General features: G+C 69.7%; 17 protein-coding genes. 8 read left to right on the top strand and 9 right to left on the bottom strand.

The features are described from left to right. Nucleotides 1–79 precede the first annotated feature (79 nt). Nucleotides 80–1048, top strand: coding sequence for an aldo/keto reductase (locus tag B9Y95_RS15715; protein WP_085513225.1), 969 nt, complete (start codon nt 80–82; stop codon nt 1046–1048). Nucleotides 1049–1057: 9 nt separating this feature from the next. On the opposite strand, the gene B9Y95_RS15710 is transcribed toward B9Y95_RS15715, so the two are convergent. Beyond that, nucleotides 1058–2824, bottom strand: coding sequence for a BCCT family transporter (locus B9Y95_RS15710; RefSeq protein WP_085513223.1), 1767 nt, complete (start codon nt 2822–2824; stop codon nt 1058–1060). Between the two features lie 263 nt (nt 2825–3087). Here B9Y95_RS15710 and B9Y95_RS15705 point away from each other — a divergent pair, with 263 nt between their 5' ends. After that, on the top strand, nt 3088–4149 hold the full coding sequence (locus tag B9Y95_RS15705; protein WP_085513221.1) for a glycoside hydrolase family 6 protein: 1062 nt from the start codon (nt 3088–3090) through the stop codon (nt 4147–4149). A gap of 55 nt (nt 4150–4204) precedes the next feature. Beyond that, the gene (locus B9Y95_RS15700) at nt 4205–5158 is read left to right on the top strand and encodes a response regulator transcription factor (RefSeq protein ID WP_327083103.1); all 954 of its coding nucleotides are present in this window, start codon (nt 4205–4207) and stop codon (nt 5156–5158) included. 64 nt (nt 5159–5222) lie between these two features. Here the strand turns inward: B9Y95_RS15700 and B9Y95_RS15695 are convergent, their stop codons facing one another. Further along, nucleotides 5223–5600, bottom strand: a complete 378-nt coding sequence (locus B9Y95_RS15695) for an Hpt domain-containing protein (protein WP_085513220.1) — start codon at nt 5598–5600, stop codon at nt 5223–5225. Continuing rightward, nucleotides 5597–7093, bottom strand: coding sequence for a glycosyltransferase family 2 protein (locus tag B9Y95_RS15690; RefSeq protein WP_085513218.1), 1497 nt, complete (start codon nt 7091–7093; stop codon nt 5597–5599). Before B9Y95_RS15690 ends, B9Y95_RS15695 begins: the two co-directional genes overlap by 4 nt. Nucleotides 7094–7292: 199 nt before the next feature. Between B9Y95_RS15690 and B9Y95_RS15685 the strand changes: the two genes are divergently transcribed. After that, nucleotides 7293–7931 (top strand): hypothetical protein, encoded by a 639-nt coding sequence (locus B9Y95_RS15685; RefSeq protein ID WP_085513216.1) that lies wholly within the window; start codon nt 7293–7295, stop codon nt 7929–7931. Nucleotides 7932–7950: 19 nt separating this feature from the next. Here the strand turns inward: B9Y95_RS15685 and B9Y95_RS15680 are convergent, their stop codons facing one another. From B9Y95_RS15680 to B9Y95_RS15670, 3 genes are all read right to left on the bottom strand, one after another. Continuing rightward, complete coding sequence (locus B9Y95_RS15680; protein WP_085513213.1) at nt 7951–9123, bottom strand: diguanylate cyclase domain-containing protein; 1173 nt, start codon at nt 9121–9123, stop codon at nt 7951–7953. Further along, nucleotides 9120–10856, bottom strand: coding sequence for a sensor histidine kinase (locus B9Y95_RS15675; protein WP_085513210.1), 1737 nt, complete (start codon nt 10854–10856; stop codon nt 9120–9122). Before B9Y95_RS15675 ends, B9Y95_RS15680 begins: the two co-directional genes overlap by 4 nt. Before the next feature lie 74 nt (nt 10857–10930). After that, nucleotides 10931–11413, bottom strand: a complete 483-nt coding sequence (locus B9Y95_RS15670) for an Lrp/AsnC family transcriptional regulator (protein ID WP_085513208.1) — start codon at nt 11411–11413, stop codon at nt 10931–10933. Nucleotides 11414–11606: 193 nt separating this feature from the next. Here B9Y95_RS15670 and B9Y95_RS15665 point away from each other — a divergent pair, with 193 nt between their 5' ends. Together B9Y95_RS15665 and B9Y95_RS15660 are read left to right on the top strand one after the other, a co-directional pair. Next, complete coding sequence (locus B9Y95_RS15665; RefSeq protein WP_085513206.1) at nt 11607–12413, top strand: PP2C family protein-serine/threonine phosphatase; 807 nt, start codon at nt 11607–11609, stop codon at nt 12411–12413. A gap of 91 nt (nt 12414–12504) precedes the next feature. After that, a complete protein-coding gene (locus B9Y95_RS15660) occupies nt 12505–15555 on the top strand; it encodes an FtsK/SpoIIIE domain-containing protein (RefSeq protein ID WP_085513204.1) in 3051 nt (1016 codons plus the stop codon). Between the two features lie 31 nt (nt 15556–15586). On the opposite strand, the gene B9Y95_RS15655 is transcribed toward B9Y95_RS15660, so the two are convergent. Together B9Y95_RS15655 and gabT are read right to left on the bottom strand one after the other, a co-directional pair. Next, entirely contained in the window at nt 15587–16591 is a 1005-nt protein-coding gene (locus B9Y95_RS15655) for an asparaginase (RefSeq protein ID WP_085513202.1), read from the bottom strand. After that, entirely contained in the window at nt 16588–17961 is a 1374-nt protein-coding gene (gene gabT / locus B9Y95_RS15650) for a 4-aminobutyrate--2-oxoglutarate transaminase (protein WP_085513200.1), read from the bottom strand. The genes B9Y95_RS15655 and gabT overlap by 4 nt, the downstream gene beginning before the upstream one ends. Before the next feature lie 85 nt (nt 17962–18046). On the opposite strand from gabT, the gene B9Y95_RS15645 reads away from it, so the two are divergent. Then, nucleotides 18047–18526 carry an OsmC family protein gene (locus tag B9Y95_RS15645; RefSeq protein ID WP_085513507.1) on the top strand — a complete coding sequence of 160 codons (480 nt, stop codon included), beginning with the start codon at nt 18047–18049 and terminating at the stop codon, nt 18524–18526. Between the two features lie 21 nt (nt 18527–18547). Here B9Y95_RS15645 and B9Y95_RS15640 read toward each other — a convergent pair whose 3' ends face one another. Then, on the bottom strand, nt 18548–19360 hold the full coding sequence (locus B9Y95_RS15640) for a lysophospholipid acyltransferase family protein (RefSeq protein WP_085513198.1): 813 nt from the start codon (nt 19358–19360) through the stop codon (nt 18548–18550). 146 nt (nt 19361–19506) lie between these two features. Between B9Y95_RS15640 and B9Y95_RS15635 the strand changes: the two genes are divergently transcribed. Further along, entirely contained in the window at nt 19507–20505 is a 999-nt protein-coding gene (locus B9Y95_RS15635; RefSeq protein WP_085513196.1) for an FKBP-type peptidyl-prolyl cis-trans isomerase, read from the top strand. Nucleotides 20506–20527: the final 22 nt, after the last annotated feature.

Raw genomic sequence — 20527 nt, 5'->3', positions numbered from 1 at the left:
GCGATGCGTCACGTGGGCCTGGCCGCGGCGTCGGGGGCCGACGGGTGCCTGTGGAGGACGGTCGGGCTAGCCTGGATGCATGTCTGATCTCAGCTATCGCCCACTCGGTCGCAGCGGCCTCCTCGTCTCAGCGGTCGGCATCGGCTGCAACAACTTCGGACGCGAGGGCACGGTCACCGAGAGCCTGGACGGCACCCGAGCCGTCGTCGACGCGGCCATCGACGCCGGGGTCACCCTCTTCGACACCGCCGACATCTACGGCCGGGAGTACGGGCTGAGCGAACGACTCCTCGGGCAGGCGATCGCCGGGCGGCGGGATGAGATCGTGCTCGCGACCAAGTTCGGCCATGTGGACTACGAGAGCCCGATCCCGAACTGGGGTGCCAAGGGCTCCCGTCGCTACATCCGGCTCGCGGTCGAGGGTTCGCTCCGCCGCCTGGGCACCGACTGGATCGACCTGTACCAGCTGCACACCCCAGACCCGTTCACGCCCATCGAGGAGACGATCGCTGCCCTCGACGAACTCGTCCACGAGGGGAAGATCCGCTACGCCGGCCACTCGAACTTCGCCGGTTGGCAGCTGACCGAGGCGGACTGGGCGGCTCGCACCGCCGGCCACCCCGCCTTCATATCGGCCCAGAACGAGTACAGCCTGCTCGTCCGGGGTGCGGAGCGCGAGCTGTTCCCGGCCATGCGCGCCGCCGGCGTCGGCTTCCTCCCGTACTTCCCGCTCTACAACGGCCTGTTCACGGGGAAGTTCTCCCGCGACGGCGGGCCGGCGGACAGCCGCATCATGCGCCAGCGCAAGCACCTGCTCGACACGGCACCCTGGGACGCGATCGAGGCCTACCAGGCCTTCTGCGACGAGCGCGGCATCTCCATGCTCGAGGCGACGTTCGGGTGGTTGCTCGTCCAGGACGGGCTCTCGAGTGTCATCGCCGGTGCGACCACTCCGGAACAGATCCGCGCGAACGCCGCGGCCGGTTCGGCGTGGTCGCCGACCGCCGAGGAAGCGGCTTGGATCTCGGACCGCTTCCCCGTCGGTTGAGCCGCGCGGTCAGTCCTTCGAGCGGCGCTGCTCCGGGTCCTGCTGCTGCGGGTCCGTGGACGCGGCCGATGATCCCGGGGTGTCCGGGGACGCGAGCTGCCGGAGGTCGAGCTGGGCGGTCATCGTGCCGAAGTGCTCCGTGACCTGCTCCGAGACCTGATCGGACAGCTGTTCGCTCACGTCGGCTGAGACGCTCTCGGTGAGCTCGGCGGCGAACAGGCGGCGCTTCGCCCGCTGCTCCCGTCGCACCTCGATACCGAACGCCTTGAAGGACGAGATGCACATGAGGATGATCACGACGCTGAACGGGAGCGCCGTGATGATGGCCGCCGTCTGCATCGACGCGAGACCACCCGCGATGAGCAGCGAGATGGCCAGGAGGCTCGTCACGAGCGCCCAAGCGATCCGAACCCGGTTCCGCGGCTCCGTGCCGCCGGTCGTGAGCATGCCCATCACGAGTGATCCCGAGTCGGCCGAGGTCACGAAGAACAAGAGGATGAGCAGCAGGGCACCGACGGTCGCGATCGATCCACCGGGGAGGCCGGCGAGCATGTTGAACAGGGCGGTGTTGAGGTCCACGGGACCGTCCGCACCGCTGAAGTCACGGCCCTCCAGCGACTGCATGATGGCGGTGCCCCCGAGTACGGCGAACCAGAGGAAGGTCACGAGGGTCGGGACGAGCAGGACACCGAGCACGAACTGCCGCACCGTGCGCCCCTTCGAGATACGGGCGATGAAGACGCCGACGAAGGGTGCCCACGACATCCACCAGCCCCAGTAGAAGGTCGTCCACGAGGACTGCCAGGCCTCGCCGGCAGCACCCTGGTACGCGGAGACGTTGAAGGTGAGTCCGACAACGTTCTGGAGGTACGCGCCCATCGACTGCACCCACTCGCGCAACAGGAACAGCGTCGGGCCGGCGAACAGGACGAAGAACAGCAGCAGCGCCGCGAGGACGAGGTTGGTGTTCGAGATCCACTTCATACCCTTGTGCACCCCGGAGACGAGGGAGAAGATCGTGACACCGGTGATCACGAGGATGAGGATGACCTGCGTGACGATGTTCGGTTCGGCGATGCCCGTGTACCCGAGTCCTGCGGAGATCTGGAGGACGCCGAGTCCGAGCGAGGTCGCGACGCCGAACACGGTCCCGATGACGGCGATCGCGTCGATCGCATTGCCCCAGCCGCCCTGCACGCGCTTGCCGAGCAACGGCTCGATCGACCACCGGATCGACATCGGGCGTCCCTTGCGATGGACGGCGTACGCCAGCGCCACACCCACGACCGCGTAGATCGACCAGGCGTGGAGTCCCCAGTGGAGATAGGTCTGACTCATGGCCTGCTGGGCCAGCGACTGCTGGGAGCCCGTGACCCCGGGGCGCGGCTCGAGGAAGTGTGTGAGTGGCTCACCGACACCGTAGAAGACCAGACCGATCCCCATCCCGGCGGCGAACAGCATGGAGAACCAGGACAGGAGCGAGAACTCCGGTTCGTCGTCGTCCTTGCCGAGCTTGATGTCGCCGAACTTCGAGACGGCGAAGACGATCGCCACGATGACGAACCCGGCGACGAGGAGGACGTAGTACCATCCGAGGCCACCGATGATGCCGGACTGGATGGCGTTGAAGACGGATTCGGCCTGCTTCGGGAGCAGGATCGAGAACAGCGCGACGCCGAGGATGACCACGAGGGCCGGCCCGAGCACCCAGGGGATGACCTTCGCGGGGGCGTCACCTGCCGCCGCGTCGGAGGTGGGAATGGTCTTCGTGCTCACGTGTGCGCTCCTCGGGCCGTGGGGCGACCCTGCGTCGCCCCGATCATCAAGGGTAGGGAGCCACGGCGATCCGGACAACGTTGCGGTGGGGGCCTTGGTGTGCAGTCCCAGTGGCGTGTCGCTGGCGGAGCTCGGCGAGTCCCCGGGCCGTCCGTGCGGCCACTGAGCGAATCCGTCCCCCACTCGGGGCACGGATTCACGGGAATCGGCACCGTGGCGAGGCTTTGTCGGGCACAATTGCGGATGACCAAGCAGGAGGATCCGTGCCGAGAACGCCCCGCGACCGACGACGTACCCGGACGGCCGTCGCCCTCGGCGTCGTCGCCGTCCTCCTCGCCGGCGGTGCGCTCGCGGTGTCGCTCGTGAGCCGCGTCCCGAACGCCGCCGCCGGTCCGTTCGACGGAGCGCAGTTGTACGTCGATCCGTCCTCGCTGGCCGCCCGCGCCGCCGCGGCCGATCCGGCGGCCGCGGCCGAGGAACCGACGAGTTCCGCCACGGCCGGGACGAGCGGCGGTTCGAACGGCGACCCGAGCGACGTCGCCCAACAGCTCGCAGCGGCGGAGCGGCTCGCAGCGGAGCCGACCGCGATCTGGCTCGTGCCGGAGCGCTACCCGATCGCAACCGTCCGGAACACCGTCTCCGAGGTCGTCCGGTCCGCCGAGCGCTCCGGTTCCATGCCGGTCTTCACGGTCTACGGCATCCCGGAGCGGGACTGCGGCAACCAGTCCGCCGGTGGGTTGTCGAGCGACGAGTACCAGGACTGGGTCGCCGAGATCGTCGCCGCCCTCGCGGATCACCGCGTCGCCGTCATCCTCGAACCGGATGCCGTCGCGCTCGCGCCGGACTGCGGTGACCGCACCGCGCGGATGCGGCAACTGGCAGCCGCGACCGAGCAGTTCGCGGACGCATCCGTCCCCGTGTACCTCGACGGCGGACACTCCGACTGGCGACCGCCCGCCGAGATGGCCGAGCTCCTCCGGGAGGCCGGTGTCGCCGACGCCACGGGCTTCGCCACCAACGTCTCCAACTACAACACGACCGAGGACGAGATCGCCTATGCGGAGGAACTGAGCGGCCTCCTCGACGGCGCCCACTACGTGATCGACACCTCTCGGAACGGCAGCGGCTCGAACGGCGAATGGTGCAACCCGTCCGGCCGGACGGTGGGGCAGCAGCCCCTCACCGCGCGGGCCGAACACCTCGACGCGAACCTCTGGGTGAAAGCCCCCGGCGAGAGCGACGGAGCGTGCAACGGTGGCCCCCTTGCTGGGGTATGGTGGCCGGAGCAGGCCGTGCAACTGGCCAAGGGATTCAGCGCGTGGTGAGTCGGGAACGGCCACATCCGGCACGTCGCTGACGGGTGGAACGGGTAGGGGCATCGTGACCGAAGAGCTGAGCGAACGTCGGACCGCGGTCGTCATCGAAGACGACGCGGACATCCGCCAACTGCTCGAGACCGTCCTCGAGCAGGCCGGCTTCGAGACGGTGTCCGCCGCGAACGGTCTCGACGGCGTCGAGGCGGTGCGGACGCACAACCCCCTCGTCACGACCCTCGACGTCAGCATGCCGGGTATCGACGGCTTCGAGGCTGCCAAGCGCATCCGCGCCATCAGCTCCACCTACATCGTCATGCTGACCGCACGGGGCGACGAGATCGACACCCTGCAGGGCCTCGACTCCGGCGCCGACGACTACATGACCAAGCCCTTCCGTCCGCGCGAGCTCCGTGCCCGCATCGAGGCGATGCTCCGTCGGCCTCGCGCGAACGGTGATGCTCCGGCCGTCGCGGCGGCGGCACCGGCACAACCCGCTCCGACCGCGGTCGCGCCGGGTCCCGTCACTCAGGTCGTGCAGGCCCAGGTCGCCGCGCCGCCACTGCAGCAGCAGGTGTCGTCGCCCGACCCCACGATCGTCCACGAGACCGTCGCGCGTCATGCCGCTCCCGTCGGTCAGTCGGTCGTCCCGATCATCATGCAACCGGCCGCCGCAGCATCCGACGACGGCGAGGGATGGCTCGTCCACCGTGGTCTGAAGCTCAGCTCGGCGACTCGCATCGTCGAGGTCGACGGCACCGAGGTGGACCTCACACGGAGCGAGTTCGACCTGTTGCAGGCACTGATGGAGTCCCGCCGTCGGGTGCGCAGCAAGGCGGACCTCGCGCTCATGCTCCGTGGCGAGAGTTACATCACGGCCTACTACGTCAGTGAAGCCGACAAACGGGCGATCGAGGTGCATCTCGCCAACCTGCGACGGAAGCTCGCCGACAGCACGGTGGCCCCGCGGTTCATCGAGACGGTGCGCGGCGTCGGCTACCGCATGACCTCCGACGACTGAGACCGCCGCGGTCGCGACCGCGACGGAGCCTCGTCGGCGATGAACGACGCCTGGCGGTCGGAACTCAGGATTCCGCAGCGTCCGCCGCGTCGAGTTCGAGCAGCCGCTCGCAGCTGCGACGGCCGACCTCCTGAAGGGCGGTGTGGATCTCGCGCGCGCGTTCGAGACGCCCCAGCTCGATCGCCTGGAGACCGGCACTCGCCAGTCCGGCCACCCCGACGACGCCCAGCATCACGCTGGAGGAGCGGATGCTGAGGAGGACGACCTTGGACTCGTCGGTGTCGTCGGCGTCGAGTGCCGCTCCCAGACGCGCCAGACGAGTCGGCCACATCTCGACATAGGTCTGGACGAACCGACGACGACTGCGCAGGTCGCCCGAGAGTTCTCGGAGCAACCTGCGCAGTTCGTCGGCGTCGACCGTGCCCGGGTCGGGGGAGGTCACACCCGGTAGCCGCGCTGACGACGGATGAGCTTGCCGAACATGCTGAGTGTCTGCAGCACGGTGATGACCCCGAGGACCGGCCAGCCCGCCCAGAGGATCGTGGACTGGACGACGGGGGAGAGCTGGGTCCAAGCGGCGACGATCGCGATGATGGCGGCGAGGACGAACAGGAGTGGTGCGAGGTGCGCGTTGCCCGAGCCTCGTTCGGCCTTCGCCTGCTCGGCCCAGTTGTCGACCTTCTTGTTCGAGGCGAACTTCGACCACGCACGGATGAAGTGGCCCATGCGGATCCACATGTAGAACTCGGCCGGGAAGATGAGGACCGCGAAGAGGATGTCGCGCACGTTCCGCTTCTTCATCGACAGCGCGATGCGCAGGTTGAGGAAGATGGCGATCAGCGGTGGGATGAGCCACACCGGGCTGAACACGAACGCGTGGATCGACAGCGAGCCGGCGAGCAGCACGACGAAGAGGATGCGCGTGACCATGTTGAGGAGCATCTCCGCGTTCTCGAGCCACCGCAGTCGGAGGTTCGGGTGGAGCGGCTGCCCCTTGGTGTCGCCGCGCTGGCCGGGCCACATGAGCTCGATCGCGCCGTAGTTCCACTTGACCTGCTGGGCGTCGAGCGACCGGACGGTGGTCATCCCACCGACGTCGGCGCGGGCGCGGGCGCTGATCTTCGTGAGGTAGCCGGCGCTCTTGATCTGCAGCGACAGGAGCGAGTCCTCCACCTCGGAGTCCTTGACCCACGGGGTGGACTGGTGGTTCTGCTCCATGGCGTCGCGCAGGGCTTGGACCGAGAAGATCGAGTACTGTCCGCCGAGCACGGCCATGTTGCGGCCTCGGAGCATGTTCTGCATGTTGAACGCGGCGAACTGCGTGCGCTGGCCGGCGATGAGGAACGCCGGGACGAGCTGCTTCTTGAACGGCTCGTCGTCGATCGAGAAGATCGCGGAGATGCCGCCGATGCGACTGTCCGAGACGATCTCGGCTTCGAGCGACTCGATCGCGGTCGGGTCGGCGACCGTGTCACCGTCGACTCCGAGCAGGTAGTCGTAGCCCTCGACGAGCGTGAAGCCGTAGTTGAGCGCGCCCACCTTCTTGTCGGGGTTCTTCCCGATGTCGTGGATGAACACCTCGGTGAACTGCTCGTAGCCGTCCTCGTCGACCCGGGAGTGCGGGCCGGCGTAGGGCGCGGCGACGTCGACCGACCGGTCCGTGGTGTTGTTGATGACCACGTGGATCACGTCGGGCATCCGCGTCTGCTCGAGGAGGGACGCGAGCACTGCCGGCAGCGACTCCTCCTCGTTGTAGGCGGGGATGATGCACCCGATGGTCGCGCGGTACTCGGGGAGCGAGTTGACCGAGTCGATGAATTCGTTGGCGTACGCTTCAAGTTCGGGCGCGAGAAGCGGCTGCGTCTGAATGTACCGAGGGTCAGGCTGCTGGGCGTTGGGCCGAGAGCTGTCCGGTCGCGCTTCGAGTTCTGACATCAGGGGTCCTGTTCCGAGTGGGTCGAGTGCAGCGGGTCGCGCTGCAGTTGCAACTCTGCCGCGTTGGGCGCGGCTTTCGCGCGTGAATGCGATAGCGTCGGCTCAGGATTTCCTCAAGATTCGCGCTGGCCCCAGTTCGTGGGTCATGCGGACCCTCGAGGGTCACTCGATCATCCCTCCGACACCCGCCAGGAGCCTCATGTCGAACCACCCAAGCCCGGTCCGGAACCGGCACGTCAGGCACGCCCTCCAGGCTGTGACCGCCGCGGCGATCGTCCTCGGGCTGAGCGCCTGCGGGACGCCTCCGTGGGAGGAGCCGGGCGCGCAGCCGACCAGCTCGCCGCGCGTGTCGAAGACGCCGAGGCCGACGGTGAGTGCGATCACCAACGAACTCGCGAGCGGGAGTGCCAAGCACACGCTCACGGCGGGCTCCGCCACCCTCACGGTCGACTACTGGTCCACCCTGTCGATGGACGCGTGGACCGCGGACGTCAACAAGCCGGTGAGCTTCTCGCTCAGCGGTGTGCTCAACCCCGACGACCTCCAGGCGCTCTACCTGTCGCGGGTGACGCTCACCACGACGGTCCACGGGCCGAAGGGGCAGCTGGAGTCGCCTGCGCCGTTCACCGACCAGTCGACGGTGGCACCGGGGTACCTCATCAAGGCGCCGTACAGCTACAGCCAGACGTTCGTCCTCCCCGAGGTGGACAGCGCCGCGACCGGCGTCACCTTGACGATCACCTACGAGCTGCTGGTGCAGGCGACGCCGACGTCCGCCGAGTATGCGAAGCAGACTGCGGTGGACACCCTCACGATCGCGATCGCCCCGCAGGCCTGACCGAGCTCGATCCGATCCGTCAGCGGCCCGTCGGCGCCGACGAGGCGAGGACCGTGCGGTTCCCGCCGGCCGCTGCGGCACGCAGGCTGGCGTCGCTGGCGGCACGCGTGAGGACGGCGACGTCGTACCCGAGGTAGTCGGTCAGAGCGATCCCGATGCTGGCCGTCGGGCGCAGGCGCGGTGTGGTCTCGACAGGGTGGTCGAGCAGGCCGTCCTGGATGCCCTTGGCCGCCTGGAGCGCGACGTCGGCGTCCACCGCGGGTGTCGCGATCAGGAGACACCCGGCGCCGTCCTCGCCGATGTCGGAGAGCGTCGGACCGTACCGACGGACCGAGGAGATGAACCCCGCGGCGACCTCGCTGCTGAACGCCGCTCCGAACGCCGTCTTCATCTCATCGAGGTCGTCGAGCCGGACGTGGAGGATCGCGAGCTGCTCGTCATGGAAGTTGGCCCGTTCCAGCCAGTCGTCGACGATCCGGACGAAGGATTCCTGGAGGAGGACGTCGTCACCCGTGTACGCGACGATGCTCCCGTGCCGCCGGCTGGCGGGTGCGGCGCGCTCGGCCCGCAGGACGGAGAGCACCACGGTCGCGACGATGAGGAGCGCGATGAGCAGCAGTGAGGCGGCCACGGTCCCGAAGAGCGTCGTGAACAACGAACCGTCCGGCCCCTCCACGAGGAGTGCGATCAGCCGAGCGGCGAAGAACAGGGACGCGATGCCGAGCACGATGGTGAAGCCACGGGTGGTCGGGTTGTCCCGCATCGCACCGACGAGCGTCTCACCGGTGCCGAGGCCCGCGAAGAGGGCGATGCACAGGAACGTCGCGGGCGCGCCCGCCCAGGGCCCTCCCGAGGGCCCGGCGGCGAGCGCGGCGACGATCGTGACCGCCGTCCCGATGAGCGAGACCCAGAGCAGACTCGATTTGCCGTTGAAGAGCCGTGCGCCGGACCACAGGGCGGCGATGCTCAGCACGTATCCACCGTTCCCGGCGGCTATCGCCCACCAGGCCCCCTGGCTGAGGGCGCTGACGACGTAGGAGAAGCTGGTGAACATCCCGGCCATGTAGGACACGGACCACACCCGCCCGCTCGCGTCGTCCTTCCGCATGAAGGTGTTGACGATGAACGTCGCGCCGCAGACGAAGATCACGAGCGCGTTGATCACCGCGACGGTCTGGCTGTCGAAGATCATTCGGTCCCGCCTCTCGGAATACGGACGACCGCGGTCGTGCCCTCACCGAGCACACTGTGGACGGTGAGGTCGCCGCCGTGCAGGCGGACGATGTCCCGACTGATCGCGAGGCCGAGGCCGCTGCCGTGCACCGTGGAGTTGCGGACGAGGTCGGAGCGGAAGAACCGTTCGAAGAGCTTCGGTTGGTCCTCCTCGGAGATGCCGATGCCGGTGTCCCGCACGATGACCCAGGCGGTGTCGCCCTCCGAGGTGACACCGACGCTCAGCTCGCCGCCGTCCCGGTTGTACTTGATGCCGTTCGAGAGCAGATTGTCGACGACCTGGCGGAGGCGGAACGGGTCGGCGAACAGCGGCACGGCCTCCTCGTCGTGGCGCACGATGGTGATGCTCCGTTCGGCGGCCACGTGCGCCAACGACTCGACCGAGCGGTCGACGATCTCCCGGAGCTCGCACTCGGAGCGTTCGAGCACCATGGTCCGGTTCACGTCGCGGGAGGCGGCGAGGATGTCCGCGATGAGTTCGAGGAGCCGATCGCCGTTCGTCTGGGCGATCGTGAGCTGCTTCGCGACCCGCGGTGGGAGCCCCGGGTCGTCGAGCGCGAGGTCGAGGTACCCGAGGATCGACGTCAGCGGCGTCCGGAGCTCGTGCGAGACGGAGGCCACGAGGTCGTCCCTGGCGCGGATCGCGTTGATCTCGCTCGTGACGTTGCGCGAGACGAGCACCGTGCCGTCGTAGCCGCCCTCGTGGTCGTAGAGGCGGCGGGAGGTGAGGGCGAGGGCGATCCGCTCGGTGCCGGGGGCGCCGAGCCACACCGTGAGGTTCTCGAACTCCTCACCACGACGTGCGCGGATGTACGGCTTGTCCTGCGGCTGGAGGAGGGTCAGTCCGTCCTCGGCCCACACCGGGAGGGCGGGATTGACGTCGGACAGCTCGCCGACCTCGTCCTGCAGCCGCGTCTGGAACCGGTTGACCATCGCCCGGGCTCCGATGCGGTCGAAGCGGACGACGCCGAAGTTCACGGCGTTCAGGATCTCCGCGAGGCGGCTCTCCTGGTCCTGGGCGCGCCCCAGGGCGGTCTCGAGCTGGCCGGCCTGCTTGTTCAGCAGCACGCGCTGCGCCTCCGTCCGCTTCGCCGTCATCGCGGTGGAGACGGCCACGAACGCGAGGACCGTCGGCAGGATGACGAGCGCCGGCAGATTGGCGATGGTGATGTCCCCCGGGGTCATCGCCAGGGATGACCAGCTGGACGTGCAGACGAGCACGATGGCGGTCACGGCACCTGCGAGGCCGAAGGCCGTCGCCATCCAGATGGTCGGGAAGACCCAGAGGAGTCCCGCGCCGATCAGGGGCTCGCCTTGCCGGATGAGCGCGATGGCGATGATGTCGAGGATCGGGAGGGCGATGAGGAGTCGCGGAACCTGGTGCCAGGGCACGATCGGCGCGAGCGCCGTCGCGATGAACGCCAGGATCACCCCGATGTAGAACAGGACGGAGTTGTCGTCGACGCCCTGGAACAGGAGCGTGGCGAAGAGGATCGCGACGACCGCCAGGCCGAAGAGCAGCTGTGGGAAGGCGCTGTAGCCGGTCATCCGGCCGACGCGTCGTGGGACCTCGACCGCGTGCGGGCCCGTTCTCGTGGGCCCGGTGTCAGCGAGACCGGGCGCCGAGGCGGTGTCACCCGACGCCGACGGGCCGGACGGGGGAGTCCGTTCTCCGATCGGCTTCGCGGGCATGGGTTGAGCGTACCTCTGTCGGGGGTGGCGGAGCGTGATACGAGGGACGGCTTGCGCCGGCGAGGGAATCCCCTCTAGCGGGTGCCCCAGTCGTAGAGCTGCTTGTGCAGGCGCAGGTAGACGAAGGTCTCGGTTCCGGAGACACCGTCGACGGTGCGGATCTCGTCGTTCAGCAGCGCGATCAGTTCCTCGTCGTCCTCGCAGACCACTTCGACCAGCAGGTCGAAGGAGCCGGCGGTCAGGACGACGTAGTCGACGGCCGACAACGCGGACAGGCGATCAGCGACCACGCGGGTGTCACCGGTCACCCGGACACCGATCATCGCCTGCCGGGTGAAGCCCAGCTGCATCGGGTCGGTCACCGCGACGATCTGGATGACGCCGGACTCCGTGAGCTTCTGCACCCGTTGCCGCACGGCGGCCTCGCTGAGCCCGACGGCCTTCCCGATCTCGGCGTAGGACCGGCGTCCGTCGGTCTGGAGCTGCTCGATGATCGCTTTCGAGGTGTCGTCGGGCGGCGCCGCCTTCGCCGGTGGATCGGAGCTCGCTCGAGTCATACGTCGATCATGACAGTGCGGACGGGTCGCGGCAAGCGGATCCGCAGGACCGACCGGCCGCGGCGTCCGGATCCGTCGTCGCCGATCCACGGACGTCATCCGCCGAGCCGGGTGGGGCGGTCCTGCGGTCGGCCGGTACCGTACTATCGTCGAGGGTGCATCAGCCACCGCCAGCCGTATTAGAGGAGCAGACGTGACCGAGCACGGGCAACGGATCGTCACGCTGCCCGGCGGGCGTCGAGTCTCACTCGCGTGGGCCGGCATGACCGATGTCGGCAAGCGGCGCGAGTTGAACGAGGACGCCTTCGTGGCGCTCCCTCCCGTGTTCGCCGTGGCCGACGGCATGGGTGGGCACTCCGCCGGCGAGGTCGCGAGTGCCGCGGTCGCGCACCGCCTGACCAAGGCCACCGAGGGAGCCGAGATCCTCACCGTCGACGGCCTCGTCGACGCGCTGCGCATGGCCGTCGCGGACATGATCGACACCGCGGAGGAGGGCGAACTCGGCATGGGCACCACCGTCACCGGTGTCGTACTCACGGCCGACGAGGGCGAGGGTCGCGTCGCGGTCTTCAACATCGGCGACTCCCGGGTGTACCGGTTGCAGGAGGGCGAGCTGGTCCAGGTCACCGAAGACCACTCGATCGTCCAGGAGCTGATCCGCGCGGGAGCGATCAGCCCGGAGGAAGCGGAGTTCCACCCGAACAGCAACATGATCACCCGGGCCGTCGGACCGTCGGACGACCCCGTACCTGACGTCGAGCTCTTCCCGATCGAGACCGGTGCCCGATGGCTCGTCTGCTCGGACGGGCTCACGAAGGAACTCACCGACCACGGGATCTGGTACTTCCTGACGGAGGGGGCCACGCCGGTCGACGCGGCCGAACTCCTCCTGCGTGCCGCCCTCGACAACGGCGGACGCGACAACGTCTCGGTCATCGTGCTCGACATCGCGGCGGTCGGCGAGGCCGTGGACGAGGGCGTCGAGCAGCCCGCCTCCTGAGCCCGCTCCACAGCCGCTGCTCGCGCGGGCTTCCTTCCCGGTCGGACCGTCCCGCCAGCCGGTGAGGGCCGCAGGGTGCTCCACTGGAGCCATGAGCCCTTCGGACGTGACGCCCTCCGCGACCACCTCGCACCGGCCCGCGACGAGGCCGGCCCGCCTCCGTGCGCCCAGCCCGCCGGCAGAGCCGCCCACCGGGTCGCTCCCGATCCTCGCAAGCCTCGCCCCGGTCATCGGGTCGGTCGCCTTGTTCGCGATCACGGGCTCACCCGTGACGCTCGTCTTCGCCGCGCTCGGCCCCCTCATCGCCGTCGCCGGCTTCATCGACGCGCGCTGGACCAGACGGCGGCGCGGACGGCGGGCGCGCGTGGCGTATGACGCTGCGGCGCAGGAGCTGGAGCAGGACATCGCGCGAGCACACGCCGAGGAACGCGAGGAACTGCGAGCGCTCCACCCTGCCGGTCGGCTCCTCGAGGTCATCGATGGACCCGACCGTGCCAGGTGGCGGGTACCGGAGGCCCGCCGCACGCTCGTCTGCATCGGGCGAGGGGAGACGAGGAGTGCCGTGCGGGTGGACGCGGGTGCCGACGACGACCGGTGGCAGTGGGTCGCACGGCTGTCCGAGGCGCCGGTCGTGGTCGACGCGGTCGAGGGGATCGGCATCGTCGGTGGGAAGGTGTTCGCGCGCGCGGTGGCCCGCAGCATCCTCCTGCAGCTCGCCCGACAGCTCCCGCCGCAGGCAGCGCAGTTCTCCGGTGAGCCCGCGGCTCCCGACGACCGCGGCTGGGCGTTCCTCGAGGACCTCCCGCACCGTGCGGTCTCGGACCCCGCCGACGCGATGCCCGGTGGGCGAACGGCGGAGCCGACCCTCGTCTCGGTCGTCGAACGCTGGGAAGCGGTCGGGTCCGCCTCAGGGCGCTCGGGAGGACGCCCGCCGACCGGCGGTGTGCTCGTCGCCCTGTCCGACACCGTCGAACTCATCCCCACCCGCTGCCGACACCTGCTCGTCCTCGGTGCCGACGGGCAGACCGTCCTCGCCGACGGTACCGGCGCCTCCTCGTCCGTGCCGGTGTCGCCAACCCTGCTCGCGGAAGCCGAGGCGGAACACGTCGTCGGGGCGCTCACCGCCGCCGCGCTCACGACGGGGGAGTCCCCGACCCTCTCGAGTCTGCCGACCGACGTCGCCTTCGCGCAGGTGCATCCGGTGCGGGGCCGTCGCCCGCCGGCGGGATCCGACTGGCGGCCCGATGCGCTCCGGGTCGCCGTCGGCACCGGCGTCGAGGGCGTGCAGCTGCTGGACCTCGGGGCGGACGGACCCCATGCACTGGTCGGAGGCACGACCGGGAGCGGCAAGAGCGAGCTGCTCATCACCTGGATCACGGCTCTCGCCGCGCAGTGCTCGCCGCAAGAGCTGTCCCTGCTCCTCGTCGACTGCAAGGGCGGCGCCTCCTTCCAAGCGGTGGAGACCCTGCCGCACGTGGTCGGGATGGTGACCGACCTCGAACCGGGAGCGGCGGACCGCGTCGTGTCGAGCCTGCGAGCCGAGCTCCGCCACCGCGAGCGCGTGCTCGCCGGACACGGGGCGCGGCACCTGCTCGACCCCGTGCTCCTGCCGGAACACCGCCCGGCTCGGCTCGTCGTCGTCGTCGACGAGTTCCAGGCGCTGCTCGACGCGAGCCCGCACCTCCATCAGGTGTTCGCCGACCTCGCTGCCCGCGGGCGATCACTCGGCCTGCACCTGATCCTCTGCAGTCAGCGTCCGGCGGCGGTCGCCGCCGACGCCATCCTCGCGAACTGCACGCTTCGCCTCTCGCTCCGGGTGACCTCGCGCCCCGACAGCGCCGCGATCCTCGGTGTGCCCGATGCGGCCGCTATCCCGGCCGGAACGCCGGGCCGCTGCATCGTCTGGAACGGCGACCGACGACTCGTGTTCCAGTCCGCGGTCACGACGTCCGACGACATCCTCGCGGTCCGTGAGCGCTGGCGCGACGCGCCAGCACCTCGGCGACCATGGCTCGACCCCCTGCCGGCACGTCTGGCCCTGAGCGCCGTCTCGGCGAGCGAGGCGGGACGTACCGGAGGCTCGGAGCGCACCGGTGTCGACTGTCCTCCCGGGGAGGGCATCGTGTTCGGCCTCGCAGACCTCCCCGAGGAGCAGGCACAACGCCCCGCGGTGTGGTGTCCGGAGCACGACGGCTCGCTGCTGGTGCTCGGCACCGGACGTTCCGGTCGAACGACCCTGCTGGACACGCTCGAGGTCGGCGCGCGCGATCGCTTCCGCGTGGAGCGCGTCGGCCAGGATGCCGAGCAGGCCTGGGACACGGTCATGGCACTGTCGGATCCGCTCCGCCCGACCGAGCGCACCCTCCTCCTCGTCGACGACGTGGAGTCGCTCCTCGCCACCGCCGGGGACGAGCACGGCGCCGCCCTCCGCGACGCACTGCTCGGCCTGCTTCGAGACGGCGGCCGCCGCGGGATCAGCGTCATCCTCGTCGCCTCCCGGCTCGGCGGTGCGGTCCACCGGTTCTCGGCTCAGCTGGGCAGCACGCTCGTCCTCCGCCTCGCTGATCGGCAGGATCATCTCGTCGCCGGCGCACCCGCTTCCTGCTTCGATCAGCGCCGACCCGCCGGCCGCGCCCACTGGCAGGACTCGGAGGTGCAGATCGCACTCGCTCCACCGTCGCCGGCGCCACCGTCCTCTGCGCCCGCGGTCCACCGCTGGCGGCCGAGCCCGGCACACGCGACCGTCATCGTCACGCGCGCCACCGGAGCGGTCCGGGCGATGCTGCAGCGCCCGAACGGGACGGAGCAACGGGTGAGGCTCATCGAACCGGCCGCGCACCTGTTCCCGTCCGCACCGCTCGCGGGTGTCGCCGGCATCGAGAGCGACATCCCGGAGGACGACGCCGCGATCGTCGTCCTCGTCGACCCCGAGACGTGGCTGTCGGGCCGGTTGGTCATCGGGCGAGACCTTCCGCCGAGCATCGCCCGTGCCGACCTGGTGGTCCACGGCTGCTCCGCCGCCGACTTCCGGCAGGTGACGAGGAGCCGTGAACTCCCACCGCTCCTCGGCTATGCGAGCGGCCGTGCCTGGCGGTGGCGGGCCGGACAGGAGGCGATGCGTGTGGACCTGCTCGGCTCCTGACCCGAAGCCGCCGAAGCTGTCCGCCGGGCGGTCAGACCGCGGTGACGGCGATCCGTCCGACGACGGCGGCTCCACCGTGGATGGCCAGGTCGAGTTCCGGTTCGAGGGCGTCGACGGCGGCCGCATCGAGCGCTCCGACCGAGACGAGCAGCCGGAGGGCGACGATCGTCGAGGCCCGGAGCGAGCCGTCGAGGACCTTGAGCGCGACGGTCGCGCCACCGGGTGCCGACATGACCATCACGCCTTCCGCACCGAGCTTCGCGAACAGGCCGAGGCGTTCGATGACGAGCGTGTTCGCCCGACCTGGTCCGTCGAGTGCCCAGCCGTTGGCGAGCACCGCCGCCGTGAGCAGCCCGGCGTTCCGGTACAGGGCGAACGGCGAGGTGGGGGAGGAGTTGACGACGCGCCCGATGCCACGTGCGAGTCCGGTCAGGGAGATCGCGTACACCGGCGCCCCGCAGCCGTCGACCCCGCTGGCGGCGGGCTTCTCGCCGGTGAAGCGCTCGACGGTGTCGCGGACGGCGAGCTGCAACGGATGGTCGGGCTCGAGGTACGTCGCCTGGTCCCACCCGTTCTGTGCGCAGGCGAGCAGCATGGCCGCGTGCTTCCCGGAGCAGTTCATGTACAGGGGGCTCGTGCCGAGGCCGTCCCGGACCAGCTCGTCGCGGGACGCGCGATCACCGGGCCAATCGGCCGGGCACTGCAACGCCGAGTCCTCGATCCGAGCGCGGCCGAGCATGCTCCGCACGACCTGGACGTGCTTGCGGGTGCCCGCATGGCTCGCGGTCGCGAGCACGGCCTGAGCGCCCTCGAGGGACACCCCGGCGTTCATGATCGTGATCGCCTGGAAGGGCTTGAGGCACGAGCGGGGGAAGACCGGTGCGTCCGGTGCTCCGAGGCTCGCGAGGACCTCGCCCTCCGGCCCGAGGACGATCGCCGATCCTGCGTGTCGTGACTCGATGAAGCCGCTGCGCTCGACGACGGCCAACTCCACGGCTTCCGCGACGCCGAACGTCTGGGGGGCCGACGTGCTCACAGTGCCGCGAGCGCCTGATCGATGACCGTCATCGCGTCCGCGATGAGCTCGTCGGAGACCGCGAGGCTCGGGAGGAAACGGAGGACGTTGCCGTAGGTGCCGGCCGTGAGGACGAGCACACCCTGCTGCGCGGCGGTTGCGGCGATGGCGCTGACGGCGGCGGCGTTGGGCTCCTTCGTCGTCGAGGCGGTACCCGGCTGGACGAGCTCCATCGCGATCATCGCGCCGATCCCGCGGACGTCGCCGATGATGTCGTACTTCCGCTGCAACTCGAGAAGGGCCGCGGTCAGCGTGGCACCGATGCGATCGGCCTCGGCCAGCAGACCACGGGACTCGATCGACTCGAAGACCGCGACCGACGCGGCACACGCGACCGGGTTGCCGCCGAAGGTGCCGCCGAGCCCGCCGGGCTGGCTCGCGTCCATGATCTCGGCGCGCCCCGTGACCGCAGCGAGCGGCAAACCGCCGGCGATACCCTTCGCGCTGAGCACGAGGTCGGGTACGAGGCCGAAGTGCGAGCTCGCGAAGTACTCGCCGGTGCGCGCCATGCCGCTCTGGATCTCGTCGGCGATGAACACGACGCCGTTGGCCGTGCACCACTCCTGGAGCGCGGGGAGGTAGCCCTCCGCGGGGACGACGAAGCCGCCCTCGCCCTGGATCGGCTCGACCACGAGGCACGCGAGGTCAGTGGCACCGATGCGCTTCTCAAGGTAGGCGATGGTGCGGGCCGCGGCCTCGGCTCCGGACAGGCCGTCGTGGTACGGGTAGGAATTGGGGGCGTGGTAGACGTCGCCGGCGAACGGACCGTAGCCGGTCGCGTACGGGGCGGCCTTGTAGTTCATCGCCATGGTCAGGTTGGTGCGACCGTGGTACCCGTGGTCGAGCACTGCGACCGCCCGTCGACCGGTGTACTTGCGAGCGATCTTCACACCGTTCTCGACCGCCTCGGCGCCCGAGTTCACGAGCACCGACTTCTTCGCGAAGTCGCCAGGGGTGTGCTCGGCGAGGAGTTCCGCGACGCGCACGTACTCCTCGTAGGGGGTGATCGTGAACAGGGTGTGCAGGACGTCGGCCGCCTGATCCTGGACGGCGCCGACCACGGAGGACTCCGTGTGGCCGATGGTGGTGACGCCGATACCGGCACCGAGGTCGATGAACTGGTTGCCGTCGACGTCGACGACGATCGCGCCGTGCGCGCGCTCGATGTACACCGGGAGGACACTCGACACGCCGTCGGACACGACGGCGGTCCGGCGGGCGTGCAGCGCCTGCGAGCGCGGGCCCGGGACGGCCGTCACGATGCGACGCTCCTGCGTCACGCTGGGGGCGGAGGCGGTCGTCTGGTCCGTGGTGTCGAGCGTGTCAGTCATAGTCCTCCAGCGTAGCGCGACCTCCCGACAGCGGGGCCGCGAACGCGGGCCGCGGTGGAGAGGCCAGTGGGATACTGGTGGCATGATCACGGGCCACCACGACTACACCATCGGCGTCCGCTGGGACGGAGACCTCGGGACGGGCACGAGCGGGTACCGGGACTACTCCCGGGAGCTCACCGTGACGGCCGCCGGGAAGCACGACCTCGAGGGCTCGGCCGACAAACCGTTCCGCGGCGACCCGGGTCGATGGAACCCTGAGGAGCTGCTCCTGGCGGCCCTCGCGCAATGCCATCTCCTGTCGTACCTGCACGTCGCCGTGACCCTCGGTGTCGTGGTGACGGCCTACACGGACGACGCCGTCGGGACCATGGTCGAGGACGGCGCGGGGAGCGGTGCGTTCACGGAGGTGGTCCTGCGTCCGCAGGTCACGGTCGCCGATGCATCGATGGTCGAGGCGGCGCGCGTAGGGCACGCCCGCGCGAACGAGCTGTGCTTCATCGCCAACTCGGTGAACTTCCCGGTCCGCCATGAGCCGACGATCGTGGTCGCGACGACCACCTGAGGAGTGGACCGACGCCGCGGCTCAGAGCCGTTCCGGGCGGAAGGCGCGCTTGATGCGCTCGACGGCGTCGGCGGGCGGCGATTCGTTGTAGGCGTTCGCGAGCTCCTGGCCGGTGAGGGCGTGGATCGCCGCCATGATCTCGTCCGTCGCCTTGCGTCTGGCGCGCCCTGAGGTCGCCGGGCCGTGGTGGCTCACGTCGATGGGTTCACCGAAGATCACCGTGACCGGTTTGAACTTGGGGATCGTCGTGCCGACCGGCATGAGGTCGTCGGTGCCGATGAGGCCCACCGGGACGACCGTCGCGCCCGTGGTGAGTGCCAGCCAGGCGACGCCGGTCCTGCCGCGGTACAACCGTCCGTCGAGCGACCGGGTGCCCTCGGGGTAGATGGCGAAGGCCTCACCGCTCTCGAGGATCCGGCGTCCCTGGTCGAGCGCCTCCTGCGCCGCCTGCCCGACGCCACGTTCGACCCCGACCGCGCCGATCGAGGTGAAGAAGGTGCGCGAGACCCAGCCCTTCAGGCCGCGTCCGGTGAAGTAGTCGGACTTCGCGAGGAACTGCACCCGGCGTGGGGCGCTGATCGGGATCGCGATGCTGTCGATGAAGGAGAGGTGGTTGCTCGCCAGGATGACCGGCCCGCGCTTCGGGACGTTCTTCCGGCCGATGATCTTGGGGCGGTAGAGCAGCTTGGCCGTCGTGTTCAGGACGGCTCGACCGAAGTAGTAGACGACACCGGGTTTCGAAGGCGTGGCCACTGCGGCGTCCGTCGACGGTTCGACCGTGGTCTGGTCGGAGGGTTCCTGGGCGCGTCGCTGCGTCTGCTCCTCATCGGCCATGCGCACGACTGTACCCGCCGACGCATGCGCGACTCGGCATACTGCCGCGTGCTGACGCACCGCGGATGTTCGGCGCGCTGTCAGCCAGCATGGAGCCTGGTGGGTGAAACTGGACCGACCCCTCAGCAACGACCGAAAGTTCCCCTGTGCGCAAGAGCCTCTGCCTTCTGGCCGTCATCGCGTCCCTCGTGTCGCTGACCGCGTGCAGTTCGGCGACGTCGCAGTCGCAAGCGCTGGCCAGCCCGGGGGAGTGCGCCGACACGAGTGCCGGCAAGGCCTCCAAGGCGATCAGCGTGAGTGGCGACTTCGGCTCGATCCCCAAGGTCACCTTCGCCAAGGGCACCCTCGCTGCAGACGCCACCGAGCGCACGATCGTGGCGAAGGGCGACGGCGAACAGGTCGATCCCGGCGACACGACGTTCGTCGAGATGTCGATCTACAACGCCGTCACCGGTTCGATCGTCGCGCAGACCGCCTATGGCGCGAGCCCGGCCACGGCGATCGTCGTCAACGACCAGAAGTACCTGAAGGGCCTCGTCCGAGCCGTCGAGTGCACGACCGTCGGATCCCGAATCGCGGCGTTCGTCACGGCGGGCGACGGGTTCGGTTCCGCTGGATCGAGCGACGGCACGGTCCAGGCCGACCAGCCGTTGGTGGTCGTGGCCGACGTGCTCAGCACGGTGCACAGCGACGCCAAGGCGGACGGCGTCCCGCAGGAACCCGTCGCCGGGATGCCCGCGGTCGAGCTCGACACCGCCGGACGACCCACGGTCACCATCCCCGAGGAGCCCGCTCCGGCCGATCTCCAGGTCGCCGTCCTCAAGCAGGGCGACGGAGCGGTGGTGCAGCCCGACGCCGAGGTCATCATCAACTATCAGGGTGTGAACTGGCGGACCGGCGAGGTCTTCGACGAGAGCTGGGGCAACGGACCGACCAACTTCCAGCTGTCCGCCGTGGTGAAGGGCTTCTCGAGCGCCATCGCCGGCCAGCACATCGGATCGCAGGTCATCGCCGTCATCCCGGCCGACCTCGGGTACGGGCCGAGCGGCGGCAACAGCCAGGCGGGTATCGAGGCCGACGACACCATCGTGTTCGTCATCGACATCCTCGACGCGAGCAGCACCACGGCTCCCGCCGCAGGCTGAGCGGCCCGCACCGCCGCCGACG

It is taken from the genome of Plantibacter flavus (genome assembly GCF_900177615.1).
Lineage (GTDB): Bacteria > Actinomycetota > Actinomycetes > Actinomycetales > Microbacteriaceae > Plantibacter > Plantibacter flavus.
The sequence above is the reverse complement of the archived record's forward strand: the minus strand, read 5'-3'. Positions and strand labels throughout refer to the sequence as shown.